Origin of the sequence: Desulfolutivibrio sulfodismutans DSM 3696 (assembly GCF_013376455.1) — a bacterium.
In the GTDB taxonomy this organism is placed as follows: Bacteria; Desulfobacterota; Desulfovibrionia; order Desulfovibrionales; family Desulfovibrionaceae; genus Desulfolutivibrio; species Desulfolutivibrio sulfodismutans.
On the sequence record NZ_CP045504.1, the window covers coordinates 3,095,071 to 3,120,934 of the forward strand.

General features: G+C 65.7%; 21 protein-coding genes and 1 pseudogene. 10 read left to right on the forward strand and 12 right to left on the reverse strand.

Going from position 1 to position 25,864, the window contains the following annotated elements; genetic code table 11:
- Positions 1 to 35: 35 nt before the first annotated feature.
- Both GD606_RS14135 and GD606_RS14140 read right to left on the reverse strand, forming a co-directional pair.
- A complete protein-coding gene (locus tag GD606_RS14135) occupies positions 36 to 1,670 on the reverse strand; it encodes a diguanylate cyclase domain-containing protein (RefSeq protein WP_163303168.1) in 1,635 nt (544 codons plus the stop codon).
- Positions 1,671 to 1,685: 15 nt separating this feature from the next.
- The gene (locus GD606_RS14140) at positions 1,686 to 2,972 is read right to left on the reverse strand and encodes an EAL and HDOD domain-containing protein (protein WP_163303167.1); all 1,287 of its coding nucleotides are present in this window, start codon (positions 2,970 to 2,972) and stop codon (positions 1,686 to 1,688) included.
- A gap of 417 nt (positions 2,973 to 3,389) precedes the next feature.
- Between GD606_RS14140 and GD606_RS14145 the strand changes: the two genes are divergently transcribed.
- The 6 genes from GD606_RS14145 (at position 3,390) to GD606_RS14170 (ending at position 8,793) form a co-directional block, all read left to right on the forward strand.
- Positions 3,390 to 4,259, forward strand: coding sequence for a tetratricopeptide repeat protein (locus tag GD606_RS14145; RefSeq protein WP_163303166.1), 870 nt, complete (start codon positions 3,390 to 3,392; stop codon positions 4,257 to 4,259).
- A gap of 47 nt (positions 4,260 to 4,306) precedes the next feature.
- Positions 4,307 to 4,636, forward strand: a complete 330-nt coding sequence (locus GD606_RS14150; RefSeq protein WP_163303165.1) for a hypothetical protein — start codon at positions 4,307 to 4,309, stop codon at positions 4,634 to 4,636.
- Positions 4,637 to 4,814: 178 nt separating this feature from the next.
- Positions 4,815 to 5,030, forward strand: coding sequence for a hypothetical protein (locus tag GD606_RS14155; protein ID WP_163301800.1), 216 nt, complete (start codon positions 4,815 to 4,817; stop codon positions 5,028 to 5,030).
- A 148-nt stretch (positions 5,031 to 5,178) separates the two neighbouring features.
- The gene (locus GD606_RS14160) at positions 5,179 to 5,682 is read left to right on the forward strand and encodes a DciA family protein (RefSeq protein ID WP_163301801.1); all 504 of its coding nucleotides are present in this window, start codon (positions 5,179 to 5,181) and stop codon (positions 5,680 to 5,682) included.
- Positions 5,679 to 6,026, forward strand: a complete 348-nt coding sequence (locus GD606_RS14165) for a hypothetical protein (RefSeq protein WP_163301802.1) — start codon at positions 5,679 to 5,681, stop codon at positions 6,024 to 6,026. Before GD606_RS14160 ends, GD606_RS14165 begins: the two co-directional genes overlap by 4 nt.
- A gap of 100 nt (positions 6,027 to 6,126) precedes the next feature.
- Positions 6,127 to 8,793 (forward strand): valine--tRNA ligase, encoded by a 2,667-nt coding sequence (locus tag GD606_RS14170; RefSeq protein ID WP_163301803.1) that lies wholly within the window; start codon positions 6,127 to 6,129, stop codon positions 8,791 to 8,793.
- A 101-nt stretch (positions 8,794 to 8,894) separates the two neighbouring features.
- Here the strand turns inward: GD606_RS14170 and GD606_RS14175 are convergent, their stop codons facing one another.
- The 3 genes from GD606_RS14175 to GD606_RS14185 all read right to left on the reverse strand — a co-directional run bounded on the left by GD606_RS14175 (position 8,895) and on the right by GD606_RS14185 (position 12,702).
- Positions 8,895 to 11,609: a C25 family cysteine peptidase gene (locus GD606_RS14175; protein WP_163301804.1), complete on the reverse strand. Its 2,715-nt coding sequence runs from the start codon at positions 11,607 to 11,609 to the stop codon at positions 8,895 to 8,897.
- 182 nt (positions 11,610 to 11,791) lie between these two features.
- Complete coding sequence (locus GD606_RS14180) at positions 11,792 to 12,298, reverse strand: hypothetical protein (RefSeq protein ID WP_163301805.1); 507 nt, start codon at positions 12,296 to 12,298, stop codon at positions 11,792 to 11,794.
- A gap of 2 nt (positions 12,299 to 12,300) precedes the next feature.
- Positions 12,301 to 12,702, reverse strand: a complete 402-nt coding sequence (locus GD606_RS14185) for a CBS domain-containing protein (protein WP_163301806.1) — start codon at positions 12,700 to 12,702, stop codon at positions 12,301 to 12,303.
- 192 nt (positions 12,703 to 12,894) lie between these two features.
- Between GD606_RS14185 and GD606_RS14190 the strand changes: the two genes are divergently transcribed.
- Positions 12,895 to 15,081 carry a SpoIIE family protein phosphatase gene (locus GD606_RS14190; RefSeq protein WP_163301807.1) on the forward strand — a complete coding sequence of 729 codons (2,187 nt, stop codon included), beginning with the start codon at positions 12,895 to 12,897 and terminating at the stop codon, positions 15,079 to 15,081.
- Positions 15,082 to 15,150: 69 nt separating this feature from the next.
- Here GD606_RS14190 and GD606_RS14195 read toward each other — a convergent pair whose 3' ends face one another.
- The 4 genes from GD606_RS14195 to GD606_RS14210 all read right to left on the reverse strand — a co-directional run bounded on the left by GD606_RS14195 (position 15,151) and on the right by GD606_RS14210 (position 18,161).
- Entirely contained in the window at positions 15,151 to 15,621 is a 471-nt protein-coding gene (locus GD606_RS14195) for a 3D domain-containing protein (protein ID WP_176629308.1), read from the reverse strand.
- A gap of 345 nt (positions 15,622 to 15,966) precedes the next feature.
- The gene (locus GD606_RS14200; protein ID WP_163301808.1) at positions 15,967 to 16,764 is read right to left on the reverse strand and encodes an enoyl-CoA hydratase-related protein; all 798 of its coding nucleotides are present in this window, start codon (positions 16,762 to 16,764) and stop codon (positions 15,967 to 15,969) included.
- A gap of 105 nt (positions 16,765 to 16,869) precedes the next feature.
- Positions 16,870 to 17,709 (reverse strand): class I SAM-dependent methyltransferase, encoded by an 840-nt coding sequence (locus tag GD606_RS14205; protein ID WP_163301809.1) that lies wholly within the window; start codon positions 17,707 to 17,709, stop codon positions 16,870 to 16,872.
- Positions 17,710 to 17,735: 26 nt separating this feature from the next.
- On the reverse strand, positions 17,736 to 18,161 hold the full coding sequence (locus GD606_RS14210; protein WP_163301810.1) for a hypothetical protein: 426 nt from the start codon (positions 18,159 to 18,161) through the stop codon (positions 17,736 to 17,738).
- 344 nt (positions 18,162 to 18,505) lie between these two features.
- On the opposite strand from GD606_RS14210, the gene GD606_RS14215 reads away from it, so the two are divergent.
- The 3 genes and pseudogenes from GD606_RS14215 to GD606_RS20950 form a co-directional block, all read left to right on the forward strand.
- Positions 18,506 to 19,249: a 2-phosphosulfolactate phosphatase gene (locus GD606_RS14215; RefSeq protein WP_163301811.1), complete on the forward strand. Its 744-nt coding sequence runs from the start codon at positions 18,506 to 18,508 to the stop codon at positions 19,247 to 19,249.
- Between the two features lie 35 nt (positions 19,250 to 19,284).
- Positions 19,285 to 20,277: an HD-GYP domain-containing protein gene (locus GD606_RS14220; RefSeq protein WP_246298814.1), complete on the forward strand. Its 993-nt coding sequence runs from the start codon at positions 19,285 to 19,287 to the stop codon at positions 20,275 to 20,277.
- Positions 20,278 to 20,398: 121 nt separating this feature from the next.
- A pseudogene (locus GD606_RS20950) lies at positions 20,399 to 20,506 on the forward strand (dual CXXC motif small (seleno)protein); the annotation flags it as partial.
- A 128-nt stretch (positions 20,507 to 20,634) separates the two neighbouring features.
- Here GD606_RS20950 and GD606_RS14225 read toward each other — a convergent pair.
- From GD606_RS14225 to GD606_RS14235, 3 genes are all read right to left on the reverse strand, one after another.
- Entirely contained in the window at positions 20,635 to 21,042 is a 408-nt protein-coding gene (locus tag GD606_RS14225) for a response regulator (RefSeq protein ID WP_163301813.1), read from the reverse strand.
- 93 nt (positions 21,043 to 21,135) lie between these two features.
- Positions 21,136 to 23,400: a response regulator gene (locus tag GD606_RS14230; RefSeq protein WP_163301814.1), complete on the reverse strand. Its 2,265-nt coding sequence runs from the start codon at positions 23,398 to 23,400 to the stop codon at positions 21,136 to 21,138.
- Between the two features lie 112 nt (positions 23,401 to 23,512).
- Entirely contained in the window at positions 23,513 to 25,717 is a 2,205-nt protein-coding gene (locus GD606_RS14235; RefSeq protein WP_163301815.1) for an NIDO-like domain-containing protein, read from the reverse strand.
- Positions 25,718 to 25,864 lie beyond the last annotated feature (147 nt).

A 25,864-nucleotide genomic window follows, 5' to 3' on the forward strand; every position in this document is an offset into this window, starting at 1 on the left:
CCCCGGTTCCCGGGGGCGTGCGGTCCGGCGTCGGGCTACGCCTGCTCCGTAAAGAAACGGAAACCCATGCCGCCGGCCTTTTTGGTCTCGTACATGGCCCGGTCGGCCTTTCGTAAAATCTCGTCCGGAAAGATGCCGTCCTGCGGGTGCAGGCCGATGCCGATGCTGGCCCCCAGCACATGGCTGTGGCCGTCAATGGTCAGCGGGCGGGACAGGGTTTCGAGGATGCGCCTAGCCACCTCCTCCGCGTCCTGCCTCTGGGCCAGGTCGGGCAAAACCACCACGAATTCGTCCCCGCCCATGCGGGCTACGGTGTCAGCCTCGCGCAGGCATCGGGAAAGCAACCCGGCCGTGTGCCGCAGGGCCTCGTCCCCGGCGTCGTGGCCGTGTGCGTCGTTTATGTCCTTGAAGCGGTCCAGGTCGATGTACAGGACCGCCGTGGCCGTCCCCCGGCGTTTCCCCGAGGACAGGGCGGTCTGGAGCCGGTCCTGGAGAAGCTGGCGGTTGGGCAGGCCGGTCAGGGAATCGTGCAGGGCCATATGGCGGATGCGCTCTTCGGCCAACATGATGCCGGTGACGTCCTGGCCATTGATGACGAGGTCGCCCCCCGGCATGCGGGAGATCTGGAGGCGGCAGAAGCGGCGCTCCCCGGTCTTGTGCAGGATGGAAAAAATGTGGTCGCCGTCGTCGCCACCCGGCGCTCCCTGCCACAGGTCGAGGAAAAGCGCGCGCTCGGCTTCGTCGAGGATGACCGTCCCGGCCCAGGCCGGAAGCGGAATCATTTCCGGCAGGGTGAATCCGAAAAGGCGGTGCATGCCGGGGCTGACGAATTTGACGCGGCCTTTCGCGTCGACCACGGCGATGCCGTCGTGGGAATTTTCCAGGATGGCGGCGATGAAGGCCTTTTCCCGCTGGAGTTCTTCCTTGATGCGGTGCCGCTCGGTGATGTCCACGGCGAAAAACAGCACCAGGGATTCGGTGATGAGGTCGATGTTGACGTCCCACAGGCGGTCGTAGGCGTCGATGCCGGGAAAATCCACATGGGTTCCGGAGTGGAAGTCGTCCAGGCGGGCGTCATGCACGGCCCGGGAAAAGAGCTGTCCAAAGGGGGTGTCGGCCATGGATGCGCCCGGGAGAAGGCCCAGGCGATGGGCGAATCCGTTGGCCGACTGGATCAGGCCGCGTTCACGGTCCACGAGCATGGCCGGGTTGGGCAGGCTGTCCAGGAGCAGTTCGTTTAAGCGTTTCTGCTTGTCGAATTCCAGGCGATGGCGGGCCGTTTCGGAGAGGCGCCCCAGCACGTCCAGCAGTTCTTGCGGATTGATGGGCTTGAGCAGGTAGCTGCCGATGCCGACGCGGATGGCCTTGCGTAAAAGCTCCGGGTCGTCCAGGGAGGTGGTGACGATGATGGGCGTGTCCGGACGCATTTCGCGCATGGCCGTGGCCATGGCGATGCCGTCCATCTTGGGCATGCGCACGTCGGTGACCACCACGTCGGGGTGGAAGCGCACGAAGGCCATCAGCCCGTCACGCCCGTTTTCCGCCACATGCAGGGCCCCCACCCTGTCGGCGATGGCGGCGCGGACCAAGGCCACGGACACGGGATCATCCTCGACGTACAAAATGGAGATGTCCGTGAGATCCGGGGCCTGGGCTTCAGAATTGGGCATGGTGCTCCGAGTGCCTCAGAGAGTGTTCAGGAAAAAGGAATTGGTCCAGGTCAGGGCCTCATGGTAGCATTTCGCCACCAGGGCCGGATCGAGTCCGAGGGCCTCCACGAAGACGTCCAGGTGTTTCCAATCCGCCGTTTCGAAGCAGTCGGCCAGTTCGAGCCACTCGGAATAGACATTGTGCTCGCCGCACAGGGCCTCCTTGAGCTCCTCGTCAATGGGCAGGGAAGTCACGATCTCGGCCATGGGGAGGTCGAGCATGGCGTCGAGCAGGGAAAAAAGCCCCAGCAGGAACAGGCCGGAGGACGATACCCGGGAGAAATGCTCCTCGGCTAAAAGCTCCATGAAGCGCCCGCGCAAAACCGAGGCGAACGAGAGTTCCCGGGTCTTTCCCCGGGGGGCCAGATCGGTGAAGATGACCACCCGCAGCCAGTTGCGCAGGGGTTTCCAGCCGAGCATGATAATGGCCCGCTCGATGGAATCCACTTTCTGGGGCAGCCCGAAGGCCGCCGAGTTGAGCAGGGCCAGGAGCCGGTAACTGATGGAGACGTCGGACTGGATGATCTCGGCCAGCTTGCCGACATCCATGTCCTCGCGCTCGATGAGCCGGAAAAGCTTGAGCCGGGATTGCTGGTTGGACGGAAGTTTGCGGCCGGGCACCAGCTCAGGGCGTTGGAAGAAAAAACCCTGGAACCACGAAAAACCCATGGCCCGGGCCATATCGAAAAGCCCGGCCGTCTCCACCCGCTTGGCCAGAAGGATGGGACCGTTTTTGCCCACCAGGTCGAGGATGTCCGCCACCTCGCCCGGGGGTTGGTCCAGCACGTCCACCTTGATGATGTCGGCCAGGGCCAAAAGCGGCTCGCAGCCGCCGGTTTCCCGGAATCCGTCCAGGCACATCTGGTAGCCGTCGGATTTGAGCTTGTGGATGGCGGCCAAAAGATCCTTGTCCGGCAGGAAACACTCCCCGAATTCGACCACCGTGCGCCCCGGCGGCAGGGCGTAGGGGAGTTGGCTCAGGATGCCCGCCCGGCTGAAATTGACCATGATTTTTGGCGCTGCCGCCATATCCGGCCCGAGACAGACGTAGGCGTCGGCGATGACCTTCATGGTGGCCAGGCAATGATCTTCAAAGCTGGCGCAGGCCGAGTCCAGGGTGTCCCGGAAGAGCAATTCGTAGCCGCGAACCTTTTTGGACTTGTCGAAAACAGGCTGCCTGGCCACCAGCGCAGCCGCGTAGGGATGGTCCTCGGGTGAAGCGCAGGTGGTGGCCCCGTCCACGGGGTTCGGGTGTGTCTTCATCTGCTTGGTGTGCGGCGGGCGGAGTTTGCCGCATGGTGAAAAAAATAGGGGGATTCCCGGCACACGTCAAGGGCGCGCCCGCCAGCGGCCGCCGGGTGGACGAACGGGGGCTTCTCGCCGCCGAAAAACGCCTTGTGCCGGGAACGGCGGCGACGGTCAAGGCCGACGGATGGGAAAGGCGGGGCCGGGGGCGCCGCCGGGGCATGGGTGTTTGGCCGTCGCCGCCCGGGGGAGGAGGTCTGCGCGCAACAACACGCAACCGCCCGCAACAATGCGGTCTTGCAAAGAAAGCGCGGTGCGATTAGTTTGCACAAGGCTCAAGGGATGTCCGCGCGGGAATCGCCGGATGCAGGGGTGGGATTTTTTCGTTCATGGGATGTATTCTTGATGCCACCATCCGCAATGCGGGGAGATTGTATGGCTGCAAAAGGGGCCAAGGCCATCAGGGAAGACGCCGCCAGGGCCTTGGCCCTGAAACGCCGGGGCGAGAGCGCCCGGGCGCTGCGGGCTGCGGCCGAGGCCCTGCGTGGCGCGGACGGGAACCGGACGGTGGTGGGCCGGGAACGCATCGAGCTGGAATACCGGCTGCGGGAGCTGGTGGAGGCCATGGCCGGGGCGCCCGAGGTGGCGGCCCTGGATGCCGCAGGCCGGGTGGCCTATAAAAAAGGCCTGGAAGGAAAACTGGCGGTTTTTTTCGACTCAGTGGCCGGGAAGGCCGAGGCCCAGCGGGAGGCCGCCGTGCTGGCCGCCCGGCAGGCGGCCCAGGACGAGGCCGAGAGCCTGATGCGCCAGGCCGGGAAGGCCGTGGCCGAGGGGGAATATCCGGCCGCCAGGCGGTTGCTCAACGCCCTGTGCGAACGCCATCCCGATCGCCCCGGGGTGTGGCGCGATGCCGGGATGCTCTTGGCGAAGGCCGGATTTCCCATGGATGCCCTGCCCTTTTTCGACAAGGGCCTGGAGGCTGACCGGCGGGACGGCCCAACCTACATCGCGGCCGCCGACGCCTGCCGGGAGGCCGGGGAGCCGGGCACGGCGGAGAAATATCTCAAGGCGGCCGTCAAGTATATCGGCGGCACGCCCACCGCCTATCTGGCCATGGCCCGGCTGTTTGTGGCCGGGCGCAAGTGGGACAAGGCCCACGACGCCGTGCAGTCGCTTCTGTCCCTCGAACCCGGCCATCCCGAGGCGGCCGGGCTCCTGGCCGAGATCATGCCCCGGGTGGGAATGGACGGGGGGGCGGCCAGGCGAACGGGCAAGCCCATCGTCATCGATTTTCCGAAATTTTGAACCACCGGGATGCGGCGGCGGATGGTCCCGCACCCCAAGGAGCCCCTATGCGCTGCCTCATCTTGTCCTGCCTGATCCTGTCCTGCCTGGCGGGCAGTGGATGCGTGAGCAAACAGACCATGTCCCTGTCGAGCTTCCGGGGGCTGTGCCTGGCCAGCGGCGGGGAGAAAACCAGTTCCTGCTTCAGCATGGACATCTGCTATCCCTTAGCCGATCTGTTGGAGAAGGAGCCCGGCTCCCTGGGGCGCTGTCTCGACATCTGCCGGGACTACGCCGCAAGCCTGGCCCAGGGCAGCGTCATGAACCAGTGCGCGTCCATGGTGAACATGGCCCAGAACCAGTGCATCAAGTATTGCCGCATCAACTACGAGCCCTGATGCGGCGTTGCCCGGGGACGGGGCCGCACCGGCTGGAGACGGCGTGCCGTGGTTCCGCCTCTTGCGGGGGGGGGCGGGCGGGGAGGGCTGGTTCGGCGGCGTGGGACGCCCGTTTCGAGGCCCCTTTACAACACCCTGTCTGAATGGATAGTCTGCCGGTTCCAGAAAGGAGTCGCGTATGTCTGTAAAACTGGTGGAAGGCCAACTGGAATTCCTCAAGGATGTGGCCAAGCTCAGCGAGTTAAGCGACAGCATCGCCTCCCAGTCCCTGCGCACCTACGTCAAGACCCTGGAACAGACCCAGGCCGTGGCCCCGGACGTGATTCCCTGCACGGTATCCGTCAAATCCACCATCGAATCCGACACCGGCCGGGTGGTGGACGACATTTCCTGATGCGCCGGTTGCCCCGTGCGGCCTCCCAGGCGGCAAATGTCTTGCTGCAAACGGCGTTGTGCGCCGCCCATGCGCCACGAATTTTTTCCCCCTCCCGACCCTCGCGCCCACGGAAGCGCGGGCGCGCCACGACTCGCGCAGGGATGTCATGAAGAAGGCGGCCGAACTTCTGGCGGTCTTTCTGGGACGCCCCGAGGCCCGGCGGGCCTGCCGGGTGGTGGATCTGTATCAGGCCTGGCCCGAGGTGGTGGGCGCGGAACTGGCCGGACACGCCAGGCCCCTGGGGCATCGCGAGGGCACGTTGCGCCTTGGGGTGGACGATCCGGTGGTCATGCAGGAGATGACCTTCGCCGTTCCCGAGTTGCTTGCCCGGGTGAATGCCTGGCTTGGGCAAAACGCTTTTGACAAGATACAGTTCGACCTGATAGGAGGTCGAGTTTCCCTGGACGCGCCGCAGGAGGCGCGTCCGATTTTTCATGTCCCGCAGGCCGTTCGGCCGGCGAACCTGGGCGGATTGCTCGGCAAGCTGGATCCGGCCACGCCTGTCGGGCGGTGTTACGAAAAATACGTGCGCTTTTTTCAAGCGCCCGCGCGTCGCGCGGGCCGCCGCAAGAAGGCGACGAATACGGACCTGGAGGCGAAAAGGATATGAGCGAAGGTATGCAACTGGAGCTGAAAAAGCCCCTGGAGAAGATGACCGCCAAGGAATTGCGGGAATTGGCCATGAAGCAGCTGCCGCAGGTCGTCGGCGCTTCGGGCATGGGCAAGGACGAGCTTCTGGCCGACATCAAGAAAGTGTTGGGACTTGGCGGCGAAGAAGGCCCGGCGGTGTCTCCCTACAAGGGGCAGATCCTGGCCATGAAGCGCCAGGCCAAGGCCCTGCGGGCCAAGAAGCTGGAGGCCGGGGCGGCGATGCCGCGCGCGGAGCGTGTGCTGTTGCGGCGCAAGATCAACAAGCTCAAGAAGCGTTCCCGCCGCCTGGCCGCCGCGTCCTGAGGCCCGGCCCCCCGTTTTCTTTCCTTCGCGCCGAAGCGTCCCTGACTTCAGGATGACGTTTCGGCGTGATGCGTATTGCCGTAATCCCAAGGAGCACAGCATGGCCACCGAGGCGCTGCCAAGCGGGTATGAACCGGCCGAGGTCGAATCCAGATGGATCGACTACTGGCGGGAGCACAAGACCTTCACCCCGGACCCGGACGGCCCCGGGGATCCCTACTGCATCGTCATCCCGCCGCCCAACGTCACCGGGGCCCTGCACATGGGCCACGCCCTGGACATCACCCTGCAGGACATCCTGTGCCGCTTCCATCGCCAGCTCGGGCGCAAGGTCTTGTGGGTGCCCGGCACGGACCATGCGGGCATCGCCACCCAGAACGTGGTGGAACGCGCCCTGGCCGCCGAGGGCAAGACCCGCGAGGATCTGGGACGGGAGAAGTTTATTGAGCGCGTCTGGGAATGGCGGGCCCAGTACGGCGGCCGCATCGTCAACCAGATCAAGCGCCTGGGGGCCTCGGTGGACTGGACCCGGGAGCGCTTCACCATGGACGAGGGCCTGTCCCGGGCCGTGCGCGAGGTGTTCGTGCGGCTTTTCGAGGAAGGCCTGATCTATCGGGGCGACTACATCATCAACTGGTGTCCGCGCTGCCAGACGGCCCTGGCCGACCTGGAGGTGGAGTTCGCGCCCCATGCCTCCAAAATCTACCACATCCGCTATCCCGTGCAGGGCACGGATCGTTTCGTCACCGTGGCCACCACCCGGCCCGAGACCATGCTCGGGGACACGGCCGTGGCCGTGCATCCCGAGGACGAACGCTACACGGACCTGATCGGCAAATCCGTGGTCCTGCCCCTGGTCGGGCGGGTCATCCCGGTCATCGCCGACGCCTATGTGGAGCGGGAGTTCGGCACGGGCTGCCTCAAGGTCACCCCGGCCCACGACATGAACGACTTCGAGCTGGGCCGGAAGCACGGCCTGGCCTGCATCTCGGTCATGGACGGTTCCGGAACCATCAACGACGAGGCCCCGCAGGCATATCGCGGCCTGGACAGGCTGGCCTGCCGCCAGGCCGTCCTGGACGATCTTTCGGCCCTGGGGCTGCTCGAGGCGGTCAAGGACTACGAGCACAACGTGGGCGAGTGCTACCGCTGCAAGACGGTCATCGAGCCCTTCGTGTCCAAGCAGTGGTTCGTGCGCGCCGCCCCCCTGGCCGCCGTGGCCCGCAAGGCCGTGGAAGACGGCCGCACGAACATCTATCCCGAGCAGTGGACCAAGACCTATTACGACTGGCTGGACAACATCCGCGACTGGTGCATCTCCCGCCAGATATGGTGGGGGCACCGCATCCCGGCCTGGACCTGCGAGGACTGCGGGGAGCTCATCGTGGCCCGCACGGACCCCGAGTCCTGTCCCAAATGCGCCGGGTCGCGCCTTGTCCGGGACGAGGACGTGCTGGACACCTGGTTCTCCTCGGCCCTGTGGCCGTTTTCCACCCTGGGCTGGCCCGACGACACCCCCGAGGTGCGCGCCTTTTATCCCACATCGGTCCTGGTCACGGGCTTCGACATCCTGTTTTTCTGGGTGGCCCGGATGATGATGATGGGCCTGCATTTCCGGGACGACGTGCCCTTCCGGGAGGTCTACATCCACGCCCTGGTGCGCGACGCCGAGGGCAAGAAGATGAGCAAGTCCACGGGCAACGTCATCGACCCCCTGGTCATGGTGGACCGTTACGGCACGGACGCCCTGCGTTTCACCCTGACCTCGTTTGCGGCCATGGGCCGGGACATCAAGCTGTCCGAGGAGCGTATCCAGGGTTACCGCAACTTCGTGAACAAGCTGTGGAACGCGGCCCGGTTCTCCCTCATGAACCTGGGCGAGGACATCCCGGACGTGGATCTGGCCGTGGCGGCAAAGGCAGGTCCGGCCCACGCCTGGATTTTGGATCGCCTGGAGTCGGTGAAGGAATCCGTGTCCGGGGCTTTGTCCGGCTACCGGTTCAACGAGGCCACCCAGGAATTGTACGGCTTTTTGTGGCACGAGTTCTGCGACTGGTACCTGGAGATGGTCAAGGTGGACATGGCGTCCGGGGACGAAGCCCGCATCGCCGCCGCCAAGCGGACGCTGTGGACGGCCCTTTCCGAGCTGTTGACGCTTCTGCACCCCATCATGCCCTTCGTGACCCAGGAGATCTGGAGCCGGTTGCCGGGGGTTTCACAGCCTGATCTGGCGCTTATGCCCTTCCCGGCCGCCCGGCCGCACCTGCGGACGGAAAAGGCCGCCGCCGCCATGGAGCTTTTGCGCCAGGTGGTGGTCGGTGTGCGCAACATCCGGGCCGAACTGGGCATCTCCCCGGCCGTCAAGCTCACCGCCATGGTCAAGACCACCACCGAGGCCGAGACCGACAGTCTGGCCGCGTGCGAGGAATTGATCCGTTTCCTGGCTCGCCTGGACCGTCTGGAGGTCGGAGGCGAGGTGGTTGCGCCCAAGGCCTCGGCAGCGGCGGCGGCCGGAAGCTGCGCCCTGTTCGTGCCCCTGGCCGGGGCCGTGGATTTCACCTCGGAACTGGCCAGACTGGCTAAGGAAGAGGCCAAGGTGGCCAAGGAACTGGATATGGTCGAGAAAAAGCTGCACAACGAGAGCTTCACCTCCCGGGCCCCGGCCGAGGTGGTGGAGAAGGAGCGGGAGAAGTCCCGGGCCGCCCACGAGAAGCTGGACCGCTTGCGCGAACTGACCGTGCGCATCCAGGGGCTCATGGAGGCCTAACCCGCCCCCGCCCGCGATGAGAAAAGCAATTCGAACGCCCCGGCGACCGCATGGCCGCCGGGGCGTTTTTCATTGGCCCAAAGGGAGAGGCGCCCTGTTGCTCATTGTAAGAGAAGCTGCATCATGATCGGTACAAGCGCCCCGTCCTTTTTGGGGGAGAATAAGATGGCCTGCCCGGCGCTCAGGCTGGGCGTGAGCGCGCTGTACTGCACCCCGTCCGAGCCGTCCGCGTTCTCGATGCCCACCGTGGCGCTGGCTCCTTTGGAAAAGGAACTGCTGCTGAAGGTCACGTTGGCGTACTGCATGGTGATCTCCCCGGTGCGTTCGGACAGGATCACCTGGAAGGTGGCCGGGGCCGTGGTCACGGACTCGTAGTGGTGGCGCACGTTGCGCCAGGTCACCACCACCCGGGAGTTGGGCGAGGTTCCGATGCGCTGCCAGGACACCCGGCTGCCCAGGGCCGTCTCCTCGGCCAGATCGTCCCAGTACACGGCCACCAGGGCGTTGGGCGACGTGGCGCTGGGGATGACGGTGTTATAGCCGTTGCCGCCGCTGGAGGTGAAGCTGATGGCCCCGCTGGAGTAGACGTGCATGGAGGTGTAGGTCTGGCCGTAGAAGGGGAAGGCGAACCCCAGATTGACCTGGCTGGAATAGCCCTGGGCATTGGTGAAAAGGGTGGTGGCCGAGGAGTCGTCCACCCAGGAGTAGATCCTGGAGGACATCACATAGGGGCTCGGGCCGATCACGATCCCGGAAATCCCTTGGGTGACCGTGTAATATCCCGTCTTTGACGCCTTCACGGTCAGGCTGGCGCTTTCCGCCACGCTGACCGGGGTCCATATCCCGCCGTACAGGCCGTCCCCGGCCACCCCGTCCTGGTGGGCGCCGTCGTCGTACAGGGCGACCGGCGCGTCCCCGGTGGTGAAGGACGCCTGGACCGTGGCCCCGAACAGGGCATCGCCGCAGCCCGTGTTCAAGCGGGCCTGGATCAGGGTGGGCGTGGCCTGTCTGGCCCGGAAGGGGGCGGTGGGCGTGACCAGGGACATGGCGATGGACGTGTCTGAGCAGGAGAGGTTCAGGGGGGTGGCCGGGTCGCCCATGAGGTTCACGGCGAAACTGATCCAGCGATAGGTCGGATCGGTGTAGGAGAGGGTTGCCTTGGAGGCGTTGTTGGCCAGCCCCAGGCGGCGGGTGTTCGACTGGAACACGGCGTCCACGAACTTGCGGTGCACGAGGTTCGAGCTACCCGCCACGTAGGTTCCCGGATTGTACCAGCCGTAGCGGGAATTGCCCAGGGTGGCGAAGGCGCCGTGGGAGTTTCTGACCAGGAACTCCTCGCCCATGCTGTCCGTTGCGGAGTAGCTGCCATCAATCCTCCGGCCGTCGAAGGAACTGGAATAGCAGCCCTGCGTGTAGACAAGGAAGTATTTCGTATTGGCCAGGGCGTCCAGATTGGAGTTCGTAAGCCGCATGCTGTAGGTGACGTTGGCATGGCCCAGGTGGAAGACCATGTTGTAGGCGTTTCCGGACAGCATGGACTGCATGGTGGAGGCGGTCCAGGTGTTCGGGGCCAGATCCCGGTCGTACAGGGTGTCCCGGGACATGCCGTTCATGGCCTCATACAGGTAGTCCATACGGTCGCCGCCCCAGGTGGGAGTGGCGTTGTTGTCCATCTTTTCGCCGGCCAGAAGCGCCTTGAACGGGTTGGTCGACGTCTCGAAGGCGATGATCTTGGCGATGGCGGTCTGGGCCTCCGCCGCCGTGTCGGCCGGGATGCGGCCCACGGCCACCTCGGCCAGCCAGTCGATGTCCCCGCCGTCCCCGCCGTCCGTGGACTCGCCGAAGACGTTATTGGCGTTGCCGTCCCAGGTGCCGTCCAGGCAGGCATAGTAGGAATCCGCCGGGATGTAGCTTTCGGAATAGGAGCCCACCGTGGCCGGGCAGCCCCGGGTGGGAATGGCCTGATTCGCCTGCACCCCGTCCGCGTCGCCGCCCAGGACCACGAACCGGGCGCCGTGGCTGGCGTAGCTGTCCTTGATGTAGTTGCGGATCTTCTCCGCCAGGTCGCGTCCGGCCTGGGAGGCGGCGATGGCCTCCACGGTGACGCTGGCCGTGGTGAACCCGCCCCCGGCGGCTGAGGCCCGGTGGGTCAGAAGCGGGGTAAACGCCGATTGCAGGGCGGCGGTGGTGATGAGCAGATATTGCCGGTCCAGGGTGGCGTTTTTGGCGGCGGTCCCGGCCGCGTCCTCCCGGAGGGCAGCTCCGTTGTCGACGAAGGCGGCGGCTTCCGCCATGTCCTGGACGTTTCCCCGGGGGGGCAGTCCCGTGGCGACGGCGTTTTTTCCCGTCGCGGTATGCACCGTGACCGTCACGGTCTCGGCCACCTCCAGGCGGCCCGAGGCCGGGGCGTAGCGTGCCGGGAAAAAGTCCGTGAGCACCAGGCGGTAGCCGAGCAGGGTTTGGTCCGACAGCCGTTCCCAGGTCCGGGGCGGATACGGCGCATCGCTGCCGTAGATGGACTGGTCGGCAGCCTCCGGCGTCGCCGGGGAGGTGTCGCTCATGGGCCGGGGAGACACCCCGTGGGCCAGGACGTAGCTCCCGGGCAGGGTCCGCATGGGCCCGAAGTTCACCTCGACCTGCTCCACGGTCTGGTCCGACGGGACATACAGGCGCGAGGTCAGCATGGGTACGATGGGCGCGCCAACCACGCTGCTATTTTGCATCGCCCCTTCGATCTCAAGCACGACCGCGCCGCCCGGCAGGGTGCGCAACTGGGGGCTGGCGATGGTGTAAGTATGGGAATACGTCGCGGCCAAGGCCGGGCAGACGCCATAGGACAGGACTGCGAAGAATAAAACAAAAGCCCAGGAACGAATTCGCACCTGGGCTTCATGAACCGCTACGCCCGTCATGTAGAGTCTCCAAACGAGAGGATTTTCTTTTTCAGGCGAGGAACCGTCCCCGCGCCGTGCATACTACACGGGGACAACGGAACAGTCTAGTTGGTGGTCGGAACCCACAGCTTGAACGGCGAGGATGTGGAGTCCACGCGCTTGATCAGGCGCAGGGCGTATCTGGCGGCCCCGGGGGGGTAGGGGATGCCCAGGGCGCCGATATCGCCCTCCACGGGGCGATGGAAGCGTATGGCCTGGCATTCCTCGTCGCCGGGGTTGTCCTGGGCGTCGTAGAAGGTCACGCAGACCTTGAAAAACGGCTCAGCCTGGGGGTCGCCGAAGACGTTGTCCATGGTGGACGGCGGTTTGCGCACGATGCGGGCGGTGATCTTCAATTCCTTGCGGGGCACCTTCTGTAACTCCAGATGCCCGGCCACCTCAATGTATTTCTCCTCGACCTTTTCCGTCTCCTGGACGTTCGTGACCTGGATGAACTCGTTGTGCAGGTCTTTGTAGAGCTTCAGGTCATCGGCACAAAGCGGGTCGACGGCGGCCCAGGTCAGCAGCATCGCGGCGGCCAGGGTCGAAAAGAACCTGAGTGCAGTCTCCATGCTCACGCCTTGCCTTTGCGCCCCGGCTCTGAGGCCAGGGGAAAAATGGCCAGTTTGAGAAAGTCGGCCTCGGTGATGATGCCCTCCGGCCTGCCGTCCACGACCACGGGCAGGCAGCCGAATTTGTTGTAGATCATGATTTCCGCAGCCCGGCGCAGGGATTCCAGCGGCCCCACCGTGGTCACGTCCGTACGCATGATTTCCTTGATCGGGGTGCTGTCGTCCTTGCGATGGGACGCCGCCAAAAGATCGCGCTGGCTGAGCAGGCCGGTGAGGCGGCCGTCGGCGTCCACAATGGGGATGTGCCGGATGAACATGTCCTGCATGAGCCGACTGGCGGTCCCCAGGCTGTCGTTTTCCCCAAGAGACAGGGGGCGGGCGGTCATGATGTCGGTGACGCGCATGTCGGGCTCCCGAACCGCAGATCGCGGCGGATATGGTCAAAATGGCGGCTGACGACGCGACAGCGCCGTGTTCTTGACGATTTGAATTTTTCCTCGAATATGCCATGCAAGTCAAGGCGGCGCGTTCCCTGCGGGCCGCCTGTCCGACCGGTGGCGGCCCTGTCGCCGCCCTGCAACCGACCTGGAGCCGCCATGCCCCTGCGCTGGAAACTGTTTCTGTTTCTTTTGGCCTTCAGCCTGATCCCCATGGTGGTCGTCTCCGCCGTGCATCGCCAGGAAACCCGCCAGCTCGGGACGACCATCGGCGAGGGGATCAACGTCGGCATCTCGGGCCTCGTGGCCCGGGAACTCACCCAGACGGCCAAGGACTCAGCCGTGGTGATGGCCCGCAGCAAGACCGCCCTGGATTTCGCGGTGGAGGTCGTGGCCCGGGAAACGGAAAAGGCGCTGGCCACCGGGGGGGCCGACCCGGTCGGGAAGGCCCTGGCGGCCGCTTCCGATTTCGGCCGTCCCGGGATGGGGCCGACGGATCTGGCCCCCCGGCCGGGATACGGCCTCCCGGCCACGGACGGCCACGCGCCCCTGGCCATCAGCCGCACAATGGCGTCCTGGACCGCGCCCGGAGGAACCCCGGAGGCGGCCTTGCGGCAGGGGCAGGCCGTCCTCGGCGGCGTGGCCCCGGGTCTTCGGGAGATCTTCGAGCAGCTCCCGGATGTCATCTCGTTTGTCGGCGTGGTCCTGGAGACCGGTCCCTGCGCGGTCTATCCCGGGCATGGCCGCTTTCCGGCGGATTTCGACCCCAGGACATCGGCCTGGTACCGGGAGGCCAGGGAGGTGTCTGCCGCCGGGAGTCTCCGGAGCGTCTGGAAGGGGCCTGCCCCGGACCCGGTCACGGGCCGGATGGTCTTCACCGTCGCCAGGCCGATCATCGGGCCGGACGGCGTCTTTGCCGGGGCGGCTTTTCTGGACGTGTTTTTGCCCCAGGCGTTGCATGAGGGCGAGATGTCCGACCAGTGGTCGGCGGCCCTGCGTTCGTATTTGGTGTCGAGGGTTCCCGATCCGGGCACGGGGAAGGACGCCCTGCGGATATGGGCCGGTCCCGAGAACGACGCACACCTTTCTTTGGCCATTGCCATGTCCGGGGATCGGATCACGTCCGGTCCCTGGCTCCTGTCCGAGGACGGCCCGCGCTATGAGGCGTTCATGGAACGCATGGCCGCCCAACCGGCCGGATCGACGGTGATGACCTTTCAGGGGCAGGAATGCTTCTGGGCCTATGCCTCGCCCCTGCCCGGGATGCAGTTTGTGCTGGTCCTGCCCTCGGCGGTGGTGGCCCCCTATGCCGACGAGGCCCTGCAGGAGGTGGGGGCTGCCTCGTCCATGGCCCTGGCCACGGCGGGCGCGGCCTCCGTGGCGGTGCTCCTGGCGGCGGCCCTGGGGGCGTTTGTGGGGTCGAAGAGCGTGACCAACCCCCTGGCCGAGGTGATGCGGGCCTGGAAGCGGGTGGCGGCCGGGGATTTTTCCATACGCCTGGATTTCAAAACCCGGGACGAGCGGGCCGCCATGGCCCAGGCCTTCAACGAGACCATGCCCAAATTGGCCGACCACCTGCGGCTGCGCGAGTCCCTGCAACTGGCCAAGGAGGTGCAGGGGAACCTGCTGCCCAAGGCCCCGCCCTGCCTGCCGGGGCTGGACGTGGCGGGGGTCAACCTGTCGTGCGACGAGACCGGCGGCGACTATTTCGACTATTTTCCCGTCCAGCGCCGGGGGATGACGGAATTGGCCGTGGTGATCGGCGACGTGACCGGGCATGGGGTGCCCTCGGCCCTGCTCATGGCCACGGGGCGGGCCCTGCTCCTGGCTGCCGGGCAGGAGTTGGCTGGGGCCGACGAGACCCCGCCGCCCTGGCGGCGGCTCACCGTGGCCAACCGGCTTTTGGCCGAGGATGTGGGGGATTCGGGCCGGTTCATGACCCTTTTCTGGGCCGAGATCCATCCGGAGACGGGACGGGTCTGCTGGGTGCGGGCCGGACACGACCCGGCCTATCTGCTTGAGCCCGGGGACCGGCCGCCCGTGGAGTTGCACGGGGCCGGGCTGCCTCTGGGGATCGTGCCCGATTTCGTCTACCAGGAGCAGGAGGTCGTGCTCGCCCCGGGGCAGATCCTGCTTATGGGCACCGACGGCATCTGGGAGGCCCGGGACGCCTCGGACGCCATGTACGGCAAGGACCGCTTCCTGGAGGTGGCCCGGCGACACGCCGCAGAACCGGCGGCCGCGATCCGCGATGCGGTCCTGGCCGATCTGGCGGCCTTCAAGGGCGGGCTGCCCCTGGAGGACGATGTGACCCTGGTGGTGGTGTCGCGACCCAGGCCCGCATGAGCCCTCCGGGGCGCAGCCCTGTGAGGCCGTAGCCTGAAGCGTCAGGGCTGCGGCGTAGGCCTCTTCCGGTCAGCTTTCGTCTTTTGTGTCGGAAAGGTCGCCGCTGTACATACGGACGGGCTTTGCGGCATCCTTGGGATGCAGCAGCATCACGAGCCGTCCGGGACGTTTCCCGATCGTTTGAGCATGTCGCATGTCGCTTACCGCAATGTCGATGCGTTTGCTGAAGCGTGGCGACATGGTGTCCTCAATGATGAATACGCCGAGATCCTCGATATAGACCTTTTTTCCGTATTCCCACCCCGCCCGGAGCAGATCCCTGGAAACGGCCACGATGCCCGGCCTGATTTTGGTGCCGATGGCCGTGCCCACGGGTTTTCCGGCCCCCATGTTCTCCCGGGGGTTGTCGGTATAGGCGGTGACCGTGGCCCGGACGGACTGTCCGATGTGGTAGGTGTCTTTGAGGCCGTGAATGTCCGCAAAGGCAATGGACGTGAAACAAAACACTATGGAAGCAACAATACAAATACATACTTTCATTCTTCAATACTCCTTCTCTATGATTTGCGCATAAGAACCTTCCTTTTGAGGAAGGTGTGGTGGTAAGACATGGGCGCAGAGCGAGAAATACGGGTGTAAGACGAGGGTTTTTACGGCTGTGTGGGGATATCCTTTGGGTGCTCTATCGGCGTGACGAGGCAATGCGGGGTGTTCTTTTGTCCACGTCAGGGAGCGGCTAGGTACTCAAGGAATTGGGGCTTGTCAACCTGATTTCGTGGCCGATTTCGTGGCCGCGTTCGTGGGGGAAGGCGGAGGACGAAAAAAACGGAGGCGGCCGGGTGGCCGCCTCCTTTCAGGCGTCGGGCAAGGCAACAGGCGCGGGGATCAGCCCTCGGCGTGGTCCTTGAGGTATTCGGCGAGTTGTCCGGCGAAGCCGGGATGGTTGATCCGGTTGTGGATGAGCTGATCCTCGATGGCCAGGCTCTTTTTTAGGGCCTCTTCATCGCTCTTGAGCAGCTTGCGCACCCCAATGAGGGTCGATACGGGTCTGGCGAGCTGGGCCCGGGCAAAGCGTATGGTCTCTTCCTCGAGCTTGTCCCGGGGAACCACCCGATCCACGATGCCCAGGTCCAGCGCCTCTTCGGCGGAGAAGCGGTTCCACAGAAGCACCTTTGAGGCCACCCGATACCCCACGAGCCGGGACAGGAAATAGGCCCCCCCGCCCTTGGTCACCAGACCCAACTCGGCGGAGGCGTTCTCGAACACCGCGTCGTCGGAGACGATGCGGTAGTCGCAGGCCAGCCCCATGTTCAGGTGGAAGGAGGAAATGCGCCCGCATTCGGCCCGGATGGTGATTTTTTCAAATCCCGTCAGGGCCACGGTGTAGGTGTTGACCAGGTTGAAGAGGCGTTCCAGGAAGTAGTGTTCGCGCGGGGCCTCCATGACCTGGCGGTAGAACTGGATGGTCTCCAGGCCGCCCGGCTTGTTCGGCGATCCGAGAAACACCACGGCCCGGATGCGCGGTTCGCGGGCCACGCCCTCCATGTAGTCGAAAAAGGCGTCGGTGACGGAAAGGTCGGTGGTGTGGCGGATGATGGCGTCCTTGTCGCGCACGACCAGGACGTCGTCCTCAAGACTGGCGGAAAAAAAGGCATTGTCGGTGTCAAAGCGGGAAGCGGCCACGGCATGCCCCCTTCGTGCGATGGTTGACGAACATTTCCGACACGTTGCCACCGGGGGCCGGGGGCGTCAATGCCCGGGCCGGGCCTGTCTTTGACAGGTCCGGGATCAGGTCTTGCGCAGCACGGTGAAAAAGATGGGCAGCCGCTGTGACCGGTCCGCCAAAAGACCGGTTCCCGACCAGATCCGCTCGGCCTGGGCCATGTCCATGGACTCCTGGACGGCGAATCCCGGGATGGCCGCCACGTCGGCGGCGTCGAGCAGGGTGTAGCCGTGGCTGGCCCAGCCGAAGCGGGCGGTCAGGTAGTTCTCCAGGCGGACGAACACGGGATAATCGGCGGCGTCGGTCGGCCAGCGCTCGAAGGCCACCAGGGAGTCGGCCGGGAGATGGGCCGCGAAGAGGGCGAAAAGCCTGTCCAGCACCGGACGGGCCAGATAATAGGTGATGCCCTCCATGATCACCATGGCCGGCGTCCCCTCCCGGCCGGCCCAGCCCGGCAGGGCCCGGCCCAGGGCCTCCACGTCGTCCGGCCGGGACAGGTCCGCGCCGAAAAAGGCCACCTCGCGGCGGGGCAGCACGTCCGCCTCCTCCCAGGCGGCCAGACGGCGGCGCTTGTAGTCCACGATGTGCGGGTAGTCGATCTCCACGAAGCGGGCCGGAGACTCCACCAGGTACGGATACATGGAGAATCCGGCGGCCACGTTGATGCAGGCGGGCCGCTCCCACCTGGCGGCAAAGGCCCGCAGGCGCTCCAGATAGAAGCGATTGCGCAGGGAGGAGGACATGTCGTCGTCCGGGTAGACATCCCGGGCCAGGTCCTCCCACAGGGCCGTGGCCTCGGGCGTGACCCACAGCCGGGCGTAGACGTCGAGGCTCACGTCCTCGCGCCTGGCCCGGGAAACGTTGATGACGAAGGCCGTTTTGGAAATGTCGTGCGCGGCGCGCATGGCTCCCCCCCCTTGCGTTCGGACGCCTATTTCTTCCGCTTCCAGATGCCCACGGCGGCCACGGTGTCCGCAGTAGTCACATGCCGGTAGATCATCTCGATGGTGTCTGGGTCGATGAGGGTGGCGTCGTAATAGCCGTCCGTGTCGGCGAAATAGATATGTTTGCCGTCATGGCCGATGACCGCGATAAACGCCTCCTTGTTCCGGGGAGAGGTGAATTCGCCGAAGAGCACGCGGCCGTTTTGTTCCTTGATGGTCAGTTCCCCCTTCAGGGTGGTCTGTTTTTTCTCCCAGTGGGTGGCCGGGCCAACGGTCTCACCCCTGACGATCACCCCGCCCTCGGATGTCGTGGTCCAGACGCCCGCCAGATTGGGCACGTCACCCGCCGCAAGTCCCGTGGTGGCCAAAAAGAGCAGACACAGCGTCGCTATGCAGGAAAGAAACCCCTTCATACTCGCCTCCTTTCAGGTTGTAATGCCCCCGGCGCAGGCCGCGCCGCGTCCCTCCCCCGCCGAGAGCACGCCCGCACAAGAGGCATGGTCCAGGGCAGGGAGGAATCCTCATTCCACGCACCATGACGGTCTTTTTTGTCCGTGGCAAGAGCGGATGGGCTGCGGCGTCAGGACCGACGCCGATGTGCGAACGGGTCCGGCGCGTTCAAGGACGGACGCGAGGCCCCGCATTGGGCCGGGATTGCCCGGAGACGGACGCTTTTCAAATCCGCCCGGCGCTGGTATGCGTGAGTTTGCCGGACTGTGGCGACATGTGTCCTTCCGGCTCCAAGGGAGTTTTTTTCATGAATATCCTCATCGCCAATTTGCTGTCGGGCGCGGCCAAGGCCAAGGGCACGGCGGTGGTCATCGACGTGTTCCGGGCCGCTTCCACGGCCTGCTACGCCGTGGCCGCGGGTGCTGCGCGCATCATCCCCACAGGCACCGTGGAGCAGGCCCTGGCGCTCAAGGCCGCCCACCCCGAGTTCGTGGTCATGGGCGAGCGCGGGTGCCTGAAACCCGACGGCTTCGATTTCGGCAATTCACCTACGGAAATCAAAGACGCTGATCTGTCCGGCAAGACCGTGGTCCACGCCACCAGCGCCGGAACCCGGGGCATCCTGGCGGCCATGGAATCGGCCCAGGATGTGCTGTTTATGTCCTTCGTCAATCTTTCCGCCACGGGTTCCTATCTGGTGGCCAGGATGCCCGAGGTGGTCACCCTGGCGGCCATGGGCCGGGCCGGAGAGACTCCGGCCCCGGAAGACAAGCTGTGCGCCATGTACCTCAAAAACGAACTGGAGGGCGTGCCCAACGTCATGGACGCCATCCGCAGCTTTGTGCGCAACACCCCGAGCGCCGAGATTTTTTTCGGAGCGTCGGCCATCGTGCCTGAAACCGATTTCGATCTCTGCCTGGACCTGGACGCCTTCGACTTCGTGTTGCGGGCTGGCCGCTCTCCGGAGGGATTCGTGGAGCTTCTGCCCTTGGGGCCCGGCCGGGGGCGGCTGACGCCGGATGCGACGTCCGGGGATGTCCGCGCCGTATGAGGGCAAAGCGGCGAGGACTGGGCTCGGGAGACGCCGTGGGCAAGAATGTGGGCTCTGTGGTGGACGGGGAGGCGAAAAACCTCTTTTTCGCCGTTCACCCGCTTTTGATCTTCCCGGAAACCCTGGGGACGTTCAAGGTCTACATCAAGCAGGCCGGGCGGTTCGTGCTGTACGCCGGCCAGGGCGAACTGTTCACCCCCCGCCACCGCACGAAACTCCATGACAGCGGCGTCACCGAGGTCTACATCCTGGCCCAGGAGCGCCAGAATTATCAGGACTACGTGGAGCGGCATCTGCCCCGGATCCTGGCCGACGAGGAGGTGCCGGTGCGGGAGCGGTCCCGGGTGCTGCATTCGGCGGCCACGGGCATCGTTCAGGATGTCTTCGACAACAAGCTGCCCACGGGCATGACCAAACGGGAATATTCCCGCATCCTGAGTTTCGTGGACAAGTCCGTGCAGTTTTTGTCCAGGGACGAGGCTCTCAAGCAGATCGCCGCCCTGGCCTCCCACGACTATTCCGTCTATTCCCACAGCGTGCAGGTCTTCGTCTACGCCACGGCCATCCTGCAGGCCATGCATGTGGAGGAGGAGCTTGTGGTGGCCACGGGGGTCGGCGCCCTGCTCCACGACCTGGGGAAGATGGCCGTGGACAAGGCCATCCTGCACAAGCCCGGGCCCCTCACCCAGGAGGAGCGCCGGGTGGTGGAGACCCATCCGGTCAAGGGCGTGGCCTGCTGCATGGGCATGCCGCTTTCCCCGGAGGTCACGGCCTGCATCCTTTTGCATCATGAACGCATAAACGGCTCGGGCTATCCCGGCGGCATCACGGGCGAGGCCATCCCCCTGCATGTGCGGGTTCTGTCCGCCGCCGACGTCTACGACGCCATGACCACCAAGCGTCCCTACGCCGAGGCCTCTTCGCCCTTCGAGGCCCTGCGGGTCATGCGCGACGACATGCCCGGGGCCTTCGACGTGGAGGTCTTCAAGACCCTGGTCATGGTGCTCAGCGGGGCACACATCGTCTGAACCGGGAGGTCGCCCCATGCTGCACGGATCGGCGAGCTTTTCGAAGGCCGTGGCCCTCAAGGTGGCCTGTCCCCGCTGCGGCGGGGAGCTTCAGGCCGAACGGGACTGACGACGGGCCTTCCTTCGCTGCAAGTTTTGCAGCGCCCAGTTTCATCCGGCCCAGTTTCTGGACCAGATGGACGATGATTTCGACGACGCGTTTGCCGGGATGCCGCTGGACAGGCTGTAGGGCAGGCAGATGAAGGCCCGTGCGCGGCCCATACGGGCCGACGGCGAGGTCCGTGTCGCGGCGCAGATGGCGGCCCGGTTCGGCGGGCGGCGACGGACGGCTGGAAGCGGAAAGCGTGTCGCCGGGGGTCAGGAGGCGGCCGGGAGCATGCCGAGCTTGCGCAACTCCCGCAGCAGGGCGTCGGCCCGCAGGGGCTTGGGGATGTAGGCGTCGGCCATGCCGTCGAAAAAGGATTCGCTGACGTTTTTGGTGTCCGTACACACGGAGATCATCACCAGCTTGAAGCGCCCGGACTCGGACACCCCCCGCTGTTCCTCCATGTGGCGCAACTGCCGCACCACCCGGTTGCCGTCCATATCCGGCATGAGGATATCCATGAAGACCACGGTGAACGGGTCGCTCTCGGCCATGGCCTGATCAAAGGCCGAGACGGCCTCGGCGCCGTTTCGCGCAGGCACGCACGAGGCGTAGGGCGAAAGGCATTCGCCCAGAAAAAGCAGGATGCTGTCGTCGTCGTCCACAAAAAGGAACTTCATACAGAAAACTTCCCCGGGCTTGATGTACCCTTTCCCCTGGGACATGGCAACCGTGAGCCTTTGAGCCGGGGCCGTCAGTTCGTTCGGGCGTCCTCAGGCCGATGGGGGGCAGCCATGTTTTGCGCCCTGGATGCGGATGTCTTCCTCCAGATGGTCCAGAAACGCGCCGATGGATGCAGTGTCCCCGGCCAGGGCCGCTTTTTCGATGTCCACGCCGATGGCGGCCATGCCGCCCATGCCGTAGGTCAGGGCCGCACCGCGCAGTCCGTGGCCCATGATGCGCAGGGTGGTGGTGTCGCCCGCGGCCAGGGCCTGGCGCATTTTTTTCAGGTTGCAGGACTGGATATTGAAAAAGGCGGGTAAAAGTCGCAGCACCTCGGGGGGCGGCGCGCTGTCCCCGGCGGGTATCTCCACAAAGGGCGGCTTGACCTTGAGGGCCTGGGCGATGGCTGCGAACAGGCGGGATTTCCGCACGGGTTTGACCAGAAAGTCCGTACATCCCGCCTCGGTCATCAGCCGTCGTATTTCCGGGAGTTCATGGGCGGTCAGGGCGATGACCGGGATGGGGGCGACCTTGGCCCGGGCCTCGGCCAGCCGCAGGTTCCGGGTGGCCTCGAAGCCGTCCATGACCGGCATGTCGATATCCATGAGCGCCAGGGCATGCACGCCGGGACGGAACAGGGCCACGGCCTCGGCCCCGTCGACGGCCATGTCAGCCAGATAGGGGGAGCCCTCCAGGTACAGGGCGATAATGTTGCGGTTGGCCGGGTTGTCTTCGGCCACCAGCACCCGGCACAGGGGCAGGCGGGCAGGTTCATCCCGGGGCGGCGACTCCCCGGCGGCGGACGCCTGGGCGGTCGGCGTCTGGGCCGCAAGCTCCACGGGCGCCCGGAAGGTGAACAGGCTGCCAAGGCCCGGCCGGCTTTCCACCTCAAGGCTTCCGCCCAGGAGTTCGGCCAGTCGCGCCGCCACGGCCAGGCCCAGCCCGGCCCCGTGGCTGGTTCCTCCGGTCTGTCGGGAGGTGGCGAAGGGCTCAAAAATTCTGCGCTGATCCTGGGGGTCGATGCCCTCTCCGGTGTCGCGCACCCGAAAGACCAGGCAGGGCGGGTCGGACGGCCCCTCACGCAGGCTGGCCATGAGCTCCACCTCTCCCCGCTGCGTGAACCGCACGGCGTTGTCCGCCAGCTTGCGCACCACCCGGCCCATGGCCAGGGCATCGCCGTAGGCCGTTTTCGGCAGTCCCGGCCCGGTCCTGACCACCAGCCGCAGCCCTTTGTCCCGGGCCCGGGGCAGGATATCGTCGGCGATCTCGCCGATCAGGGCCCCGGGATCGAAGGCCCCCCGGCAAAGCTCCATCTCGCCGGAATCCATCCGGGAAATGTCCAGAACCTGGCTTATCAGCCGTGCCAGGGCATCGCCCGACTCGGTGATGGCCGCCACGCATTTTCGTTGATCCGGGGGCAGGGTGGCCTCGGCAAGCACCTCGCACATGCCGATGATGTTGTTTAGGGGGGTGCGCAACTCGTGCCCCACCCGGGCCAGGAGCCGGGTTTTGGCCCGCGAGGCCTCGTCCGCGTTTTCCAGGTCGCGGCGCAGCCGTTGCTCCACGCTTTTGCGTTCGGTGACGTCCGTGACCATGCCGTCCAGGGCCACAACCTTTCCGGATTCGTCGCGCACGGGAATGTTGCGCTGGAAAAGCCAGCGTGGTCGGCCGTCAGCATGCATGATCCGGAATTCGTAGGTGGGGGCGATGTCGCCCTGCAGGAATTTTCCCCACTCCCGTTCGAGATAGTCCCGGCTTTCGGGGTGGATGATGCGGAAAAGAAGCAGCGGGTCGGCGCACAGATCGGCCGGGGAGTAGCCGGTGATGGCGGTGATGGCGCTATTGACGTATTCGTAGGTGTTGTCCGCGAACCGGTAACGGAAAATCATGTCGCTGGCGTTGTCGGCCAGGATGCGGAAACGGGCGTTGGCTGAGGTCAGGGCGCGTTCCGCCCTGGCGCGCAGGGCGATTTCCAGGGTCAGGCGCAACTGGGCGGCCTGGATGGGCTTGGTGACGAATCCCCGGGGGGAGGCGGCCATGATGCGTCCGAGGATGTCCTCCTCGGTGTGGGCGGTCATGTACACCACGGGGATGTCCAGGGTGGAGCGGATATGCTCCCCGGCGGCCAGCCCGTCCATGTCCCCGGGCATGCGCACGTCCATGAGCACCAGGTCGGGCCGCAGGCTTTGGGCCAGCCGTACGGCCTCGGCTCCGTTGCGAACCGTGGCCGCCACATGGTGGCCCATGGTCGGCAGGAGTCTTTCCAGCCAGGCGCAGGTGAGGGCCGAATCGTCGGCCACCAGGATGTTCGTCATGTCCGGCTCCATGGGGCTCGTCCGTGACCCAGGCCATCCGGACGACCGCCCCGGGGAGGGCCGCATGACGGGAGCCGGGCGCCCCCCTCCCCGGTCCCGGGACCGGCCACGCTCATTCGGACAGAAGCAGGCTGATCGCAGGGACCGCCCACGGAGAGACCGCCTTGCGAAAGTCCAAGGCCGCAGCCGAGCCCAGGTCGGACACGCCGTTTCGCAGGGCCGGATGCAGGACGGAAGCTGTGGCGACGCCGATGGTCTTGTCCCGCATGGTCACCCGCGAGGTCAGCGCGTTGCCGGTTCCGTAGTACAGTGTGAAATGCCCGTCGGGGTACAGCCTGAGGCCGACGTTCACCGGCCGCTGATCCACATAGGTCTCGGCCTGCCAGACGAAGGTCACATGTTGCGGCGTGTCCGTGACGTAGATGTCGAATCCGGCGCCTGCGGTGGTCAGGTTGTCCCAGTGGGGGGAGATGGCCAGGGAGGCGGTCAGCCCGGCGATGGTGTTCACCCCGCTTGTCGAGGGGTTGGTGAAGTAGAGCAGGCCGTTTGAGGACACGGAGACGGTTGAATAGTTCGTCCCGGCCAGGGGAAAGGCGAAGGGCAGGACATGGCTCCAGGTGGCGTCGTCGGCGTGCCAGCCCATAGCCGCGGACGGGTCCGGGGTGGGGAAGGCCTCGTCGGTCTCAAACTGGGAGAATCCTGCCAGGACGGGCGGCCGGGCTGCGGCGTCGATGCCGCCCAGGGACAGGGTGCGCCCCAGATCCCAGGGATCGCTTCTGTAGGCGGGGTGTTCGCCCTCGTTGTCCCCGCCGCCGTCCAGAAGCTCGGATTGGTGGGAGTCCCGGGCCAGGGCGTAGAGGTAGGCCTCCTCCATGCTCACGATGCCATCGCCGTTGGTGTCGCCCTTGGAGGCGTCGGACAGGGCCGTGGTCACGTAGTAGCTGAACTCGTCGTAGGTGTAGTCCGGCCCCATGGCGTAGGACAGCTCCCACCAGCGCGAGGCCGACATGACCACCCGGTTCGTGCCCGCCAGCTTCTCCACCATGCCGCCGGAAAAGCACTGCTCGAAGATGCCGAGCACGGCCCTGGGGTTGGCGACCTTGTTCACCTCGGCGGCCAGTTCGTCGCCGGTGATGATCTCGCCCCACAGGTAGAGCACCACGTTTGGCGTGTTGTAGGGGGCGGCGTTTCCTGACTGGGCCCCGCCGTGGTCGGTGGTGAAGATGTAGAGGATGTCGTTAGCGCCCAGGGTCGCGCCCAGTTGGTTGAAAACCGTGGCGATGTTGGCCCTGGTGGCGCTGTAGTTGATGTCGGGCACGGAGTCGCCGTCGAAATCCAGGGGGGAGCTGACGCCGTCGGAGCGGTCCACGGCAGGGTCCGTGCCGTCGGCGTAGAGCACCGTGATATGATTGCTTAAAAAGCCGTGCTGCTTGAGGGTGTTGTAGAAAAAGGCGCAGTCGTTCCAGTAGCGGACGTGATTGTTGTACTGGTCCCAGCCGCCGGAGATGATGACCGCGTAGCGGTTGGCGGCCGGGGTGGACTGGCGCGCGGCGCCCGTGACGGCCGTGAGGGCGGAGGCTTTGGCCGCAGGCGTGGAGAGCCCGGCTTCGGGCTGCGGCCAGGTGGTCAGCTCCGTGAAGGCGGCCATGTCGTTTGGCGGCGTCTTGGTCTTTTGCACGGTCAGCGTGCCGTCCTGGCCCACCAGCACGTAGCGGCAGGCGTGGGTCCAGTTGGCTTTCGGCGCGTCGTCCACAAAAAAGAGCCAGCCCGGGCCGCCGGAGACGGTGATCGTGTCCTGCCATGTCGCCACGGTGGCGGACGTCCCCTCGACCCTGGCCGCGGCCGCGTAGATGCGGCGGCCCTGTGCGCTGTGGCCGAGCAGATCGGCCAGAAGCACGGCGTAGGCCTCGTCCTGGCCGGCCACGGCCGTGGCCCGCCGCGCGGCTGCCTGGCGCGGGGCGGCGGACAGGCCGTCCGGCGCGGCCGTGGCCTGGGCCACGTCCACCGTGGCGTCCTGGCCTACGAAGGCCACCGCATACAGCGGATTTTTTCCGATATGAAGGCGCACGGCGAACAGCCAGCCCGGGCCGTGCCCCAGGCGCAGGCTCTGCCCCCCGGCCGTCACGTCAATGGGGCCGGTCATCCCGACGGGATTCCCCAAGACCTCCCCAACGTCGGCCCGGTCACCGATGACCTGGGCCTCCAGCCGGTCCCTGGCCTGGGAATAGGAGGCGATTTCAGCGGAAAAGGCCCAGGTTGGACAGGCGAGAAAAACGAAAAGCATGGCCAGGGTGAGAAAATGCCGCCGCTGTCTCATATTCGCTCCCTTTCGATGCGTTGTTCTGCGCCGCCCGGGCAGGATGCGCCGTGCAGATCCCTGGGGACCATTTCCGGGAAAGGGTGGAACTTCCGGAGACGTTCGGTTGCGGGCCGACTGCGGGGCGCGCCTGCACATGGTCCATGG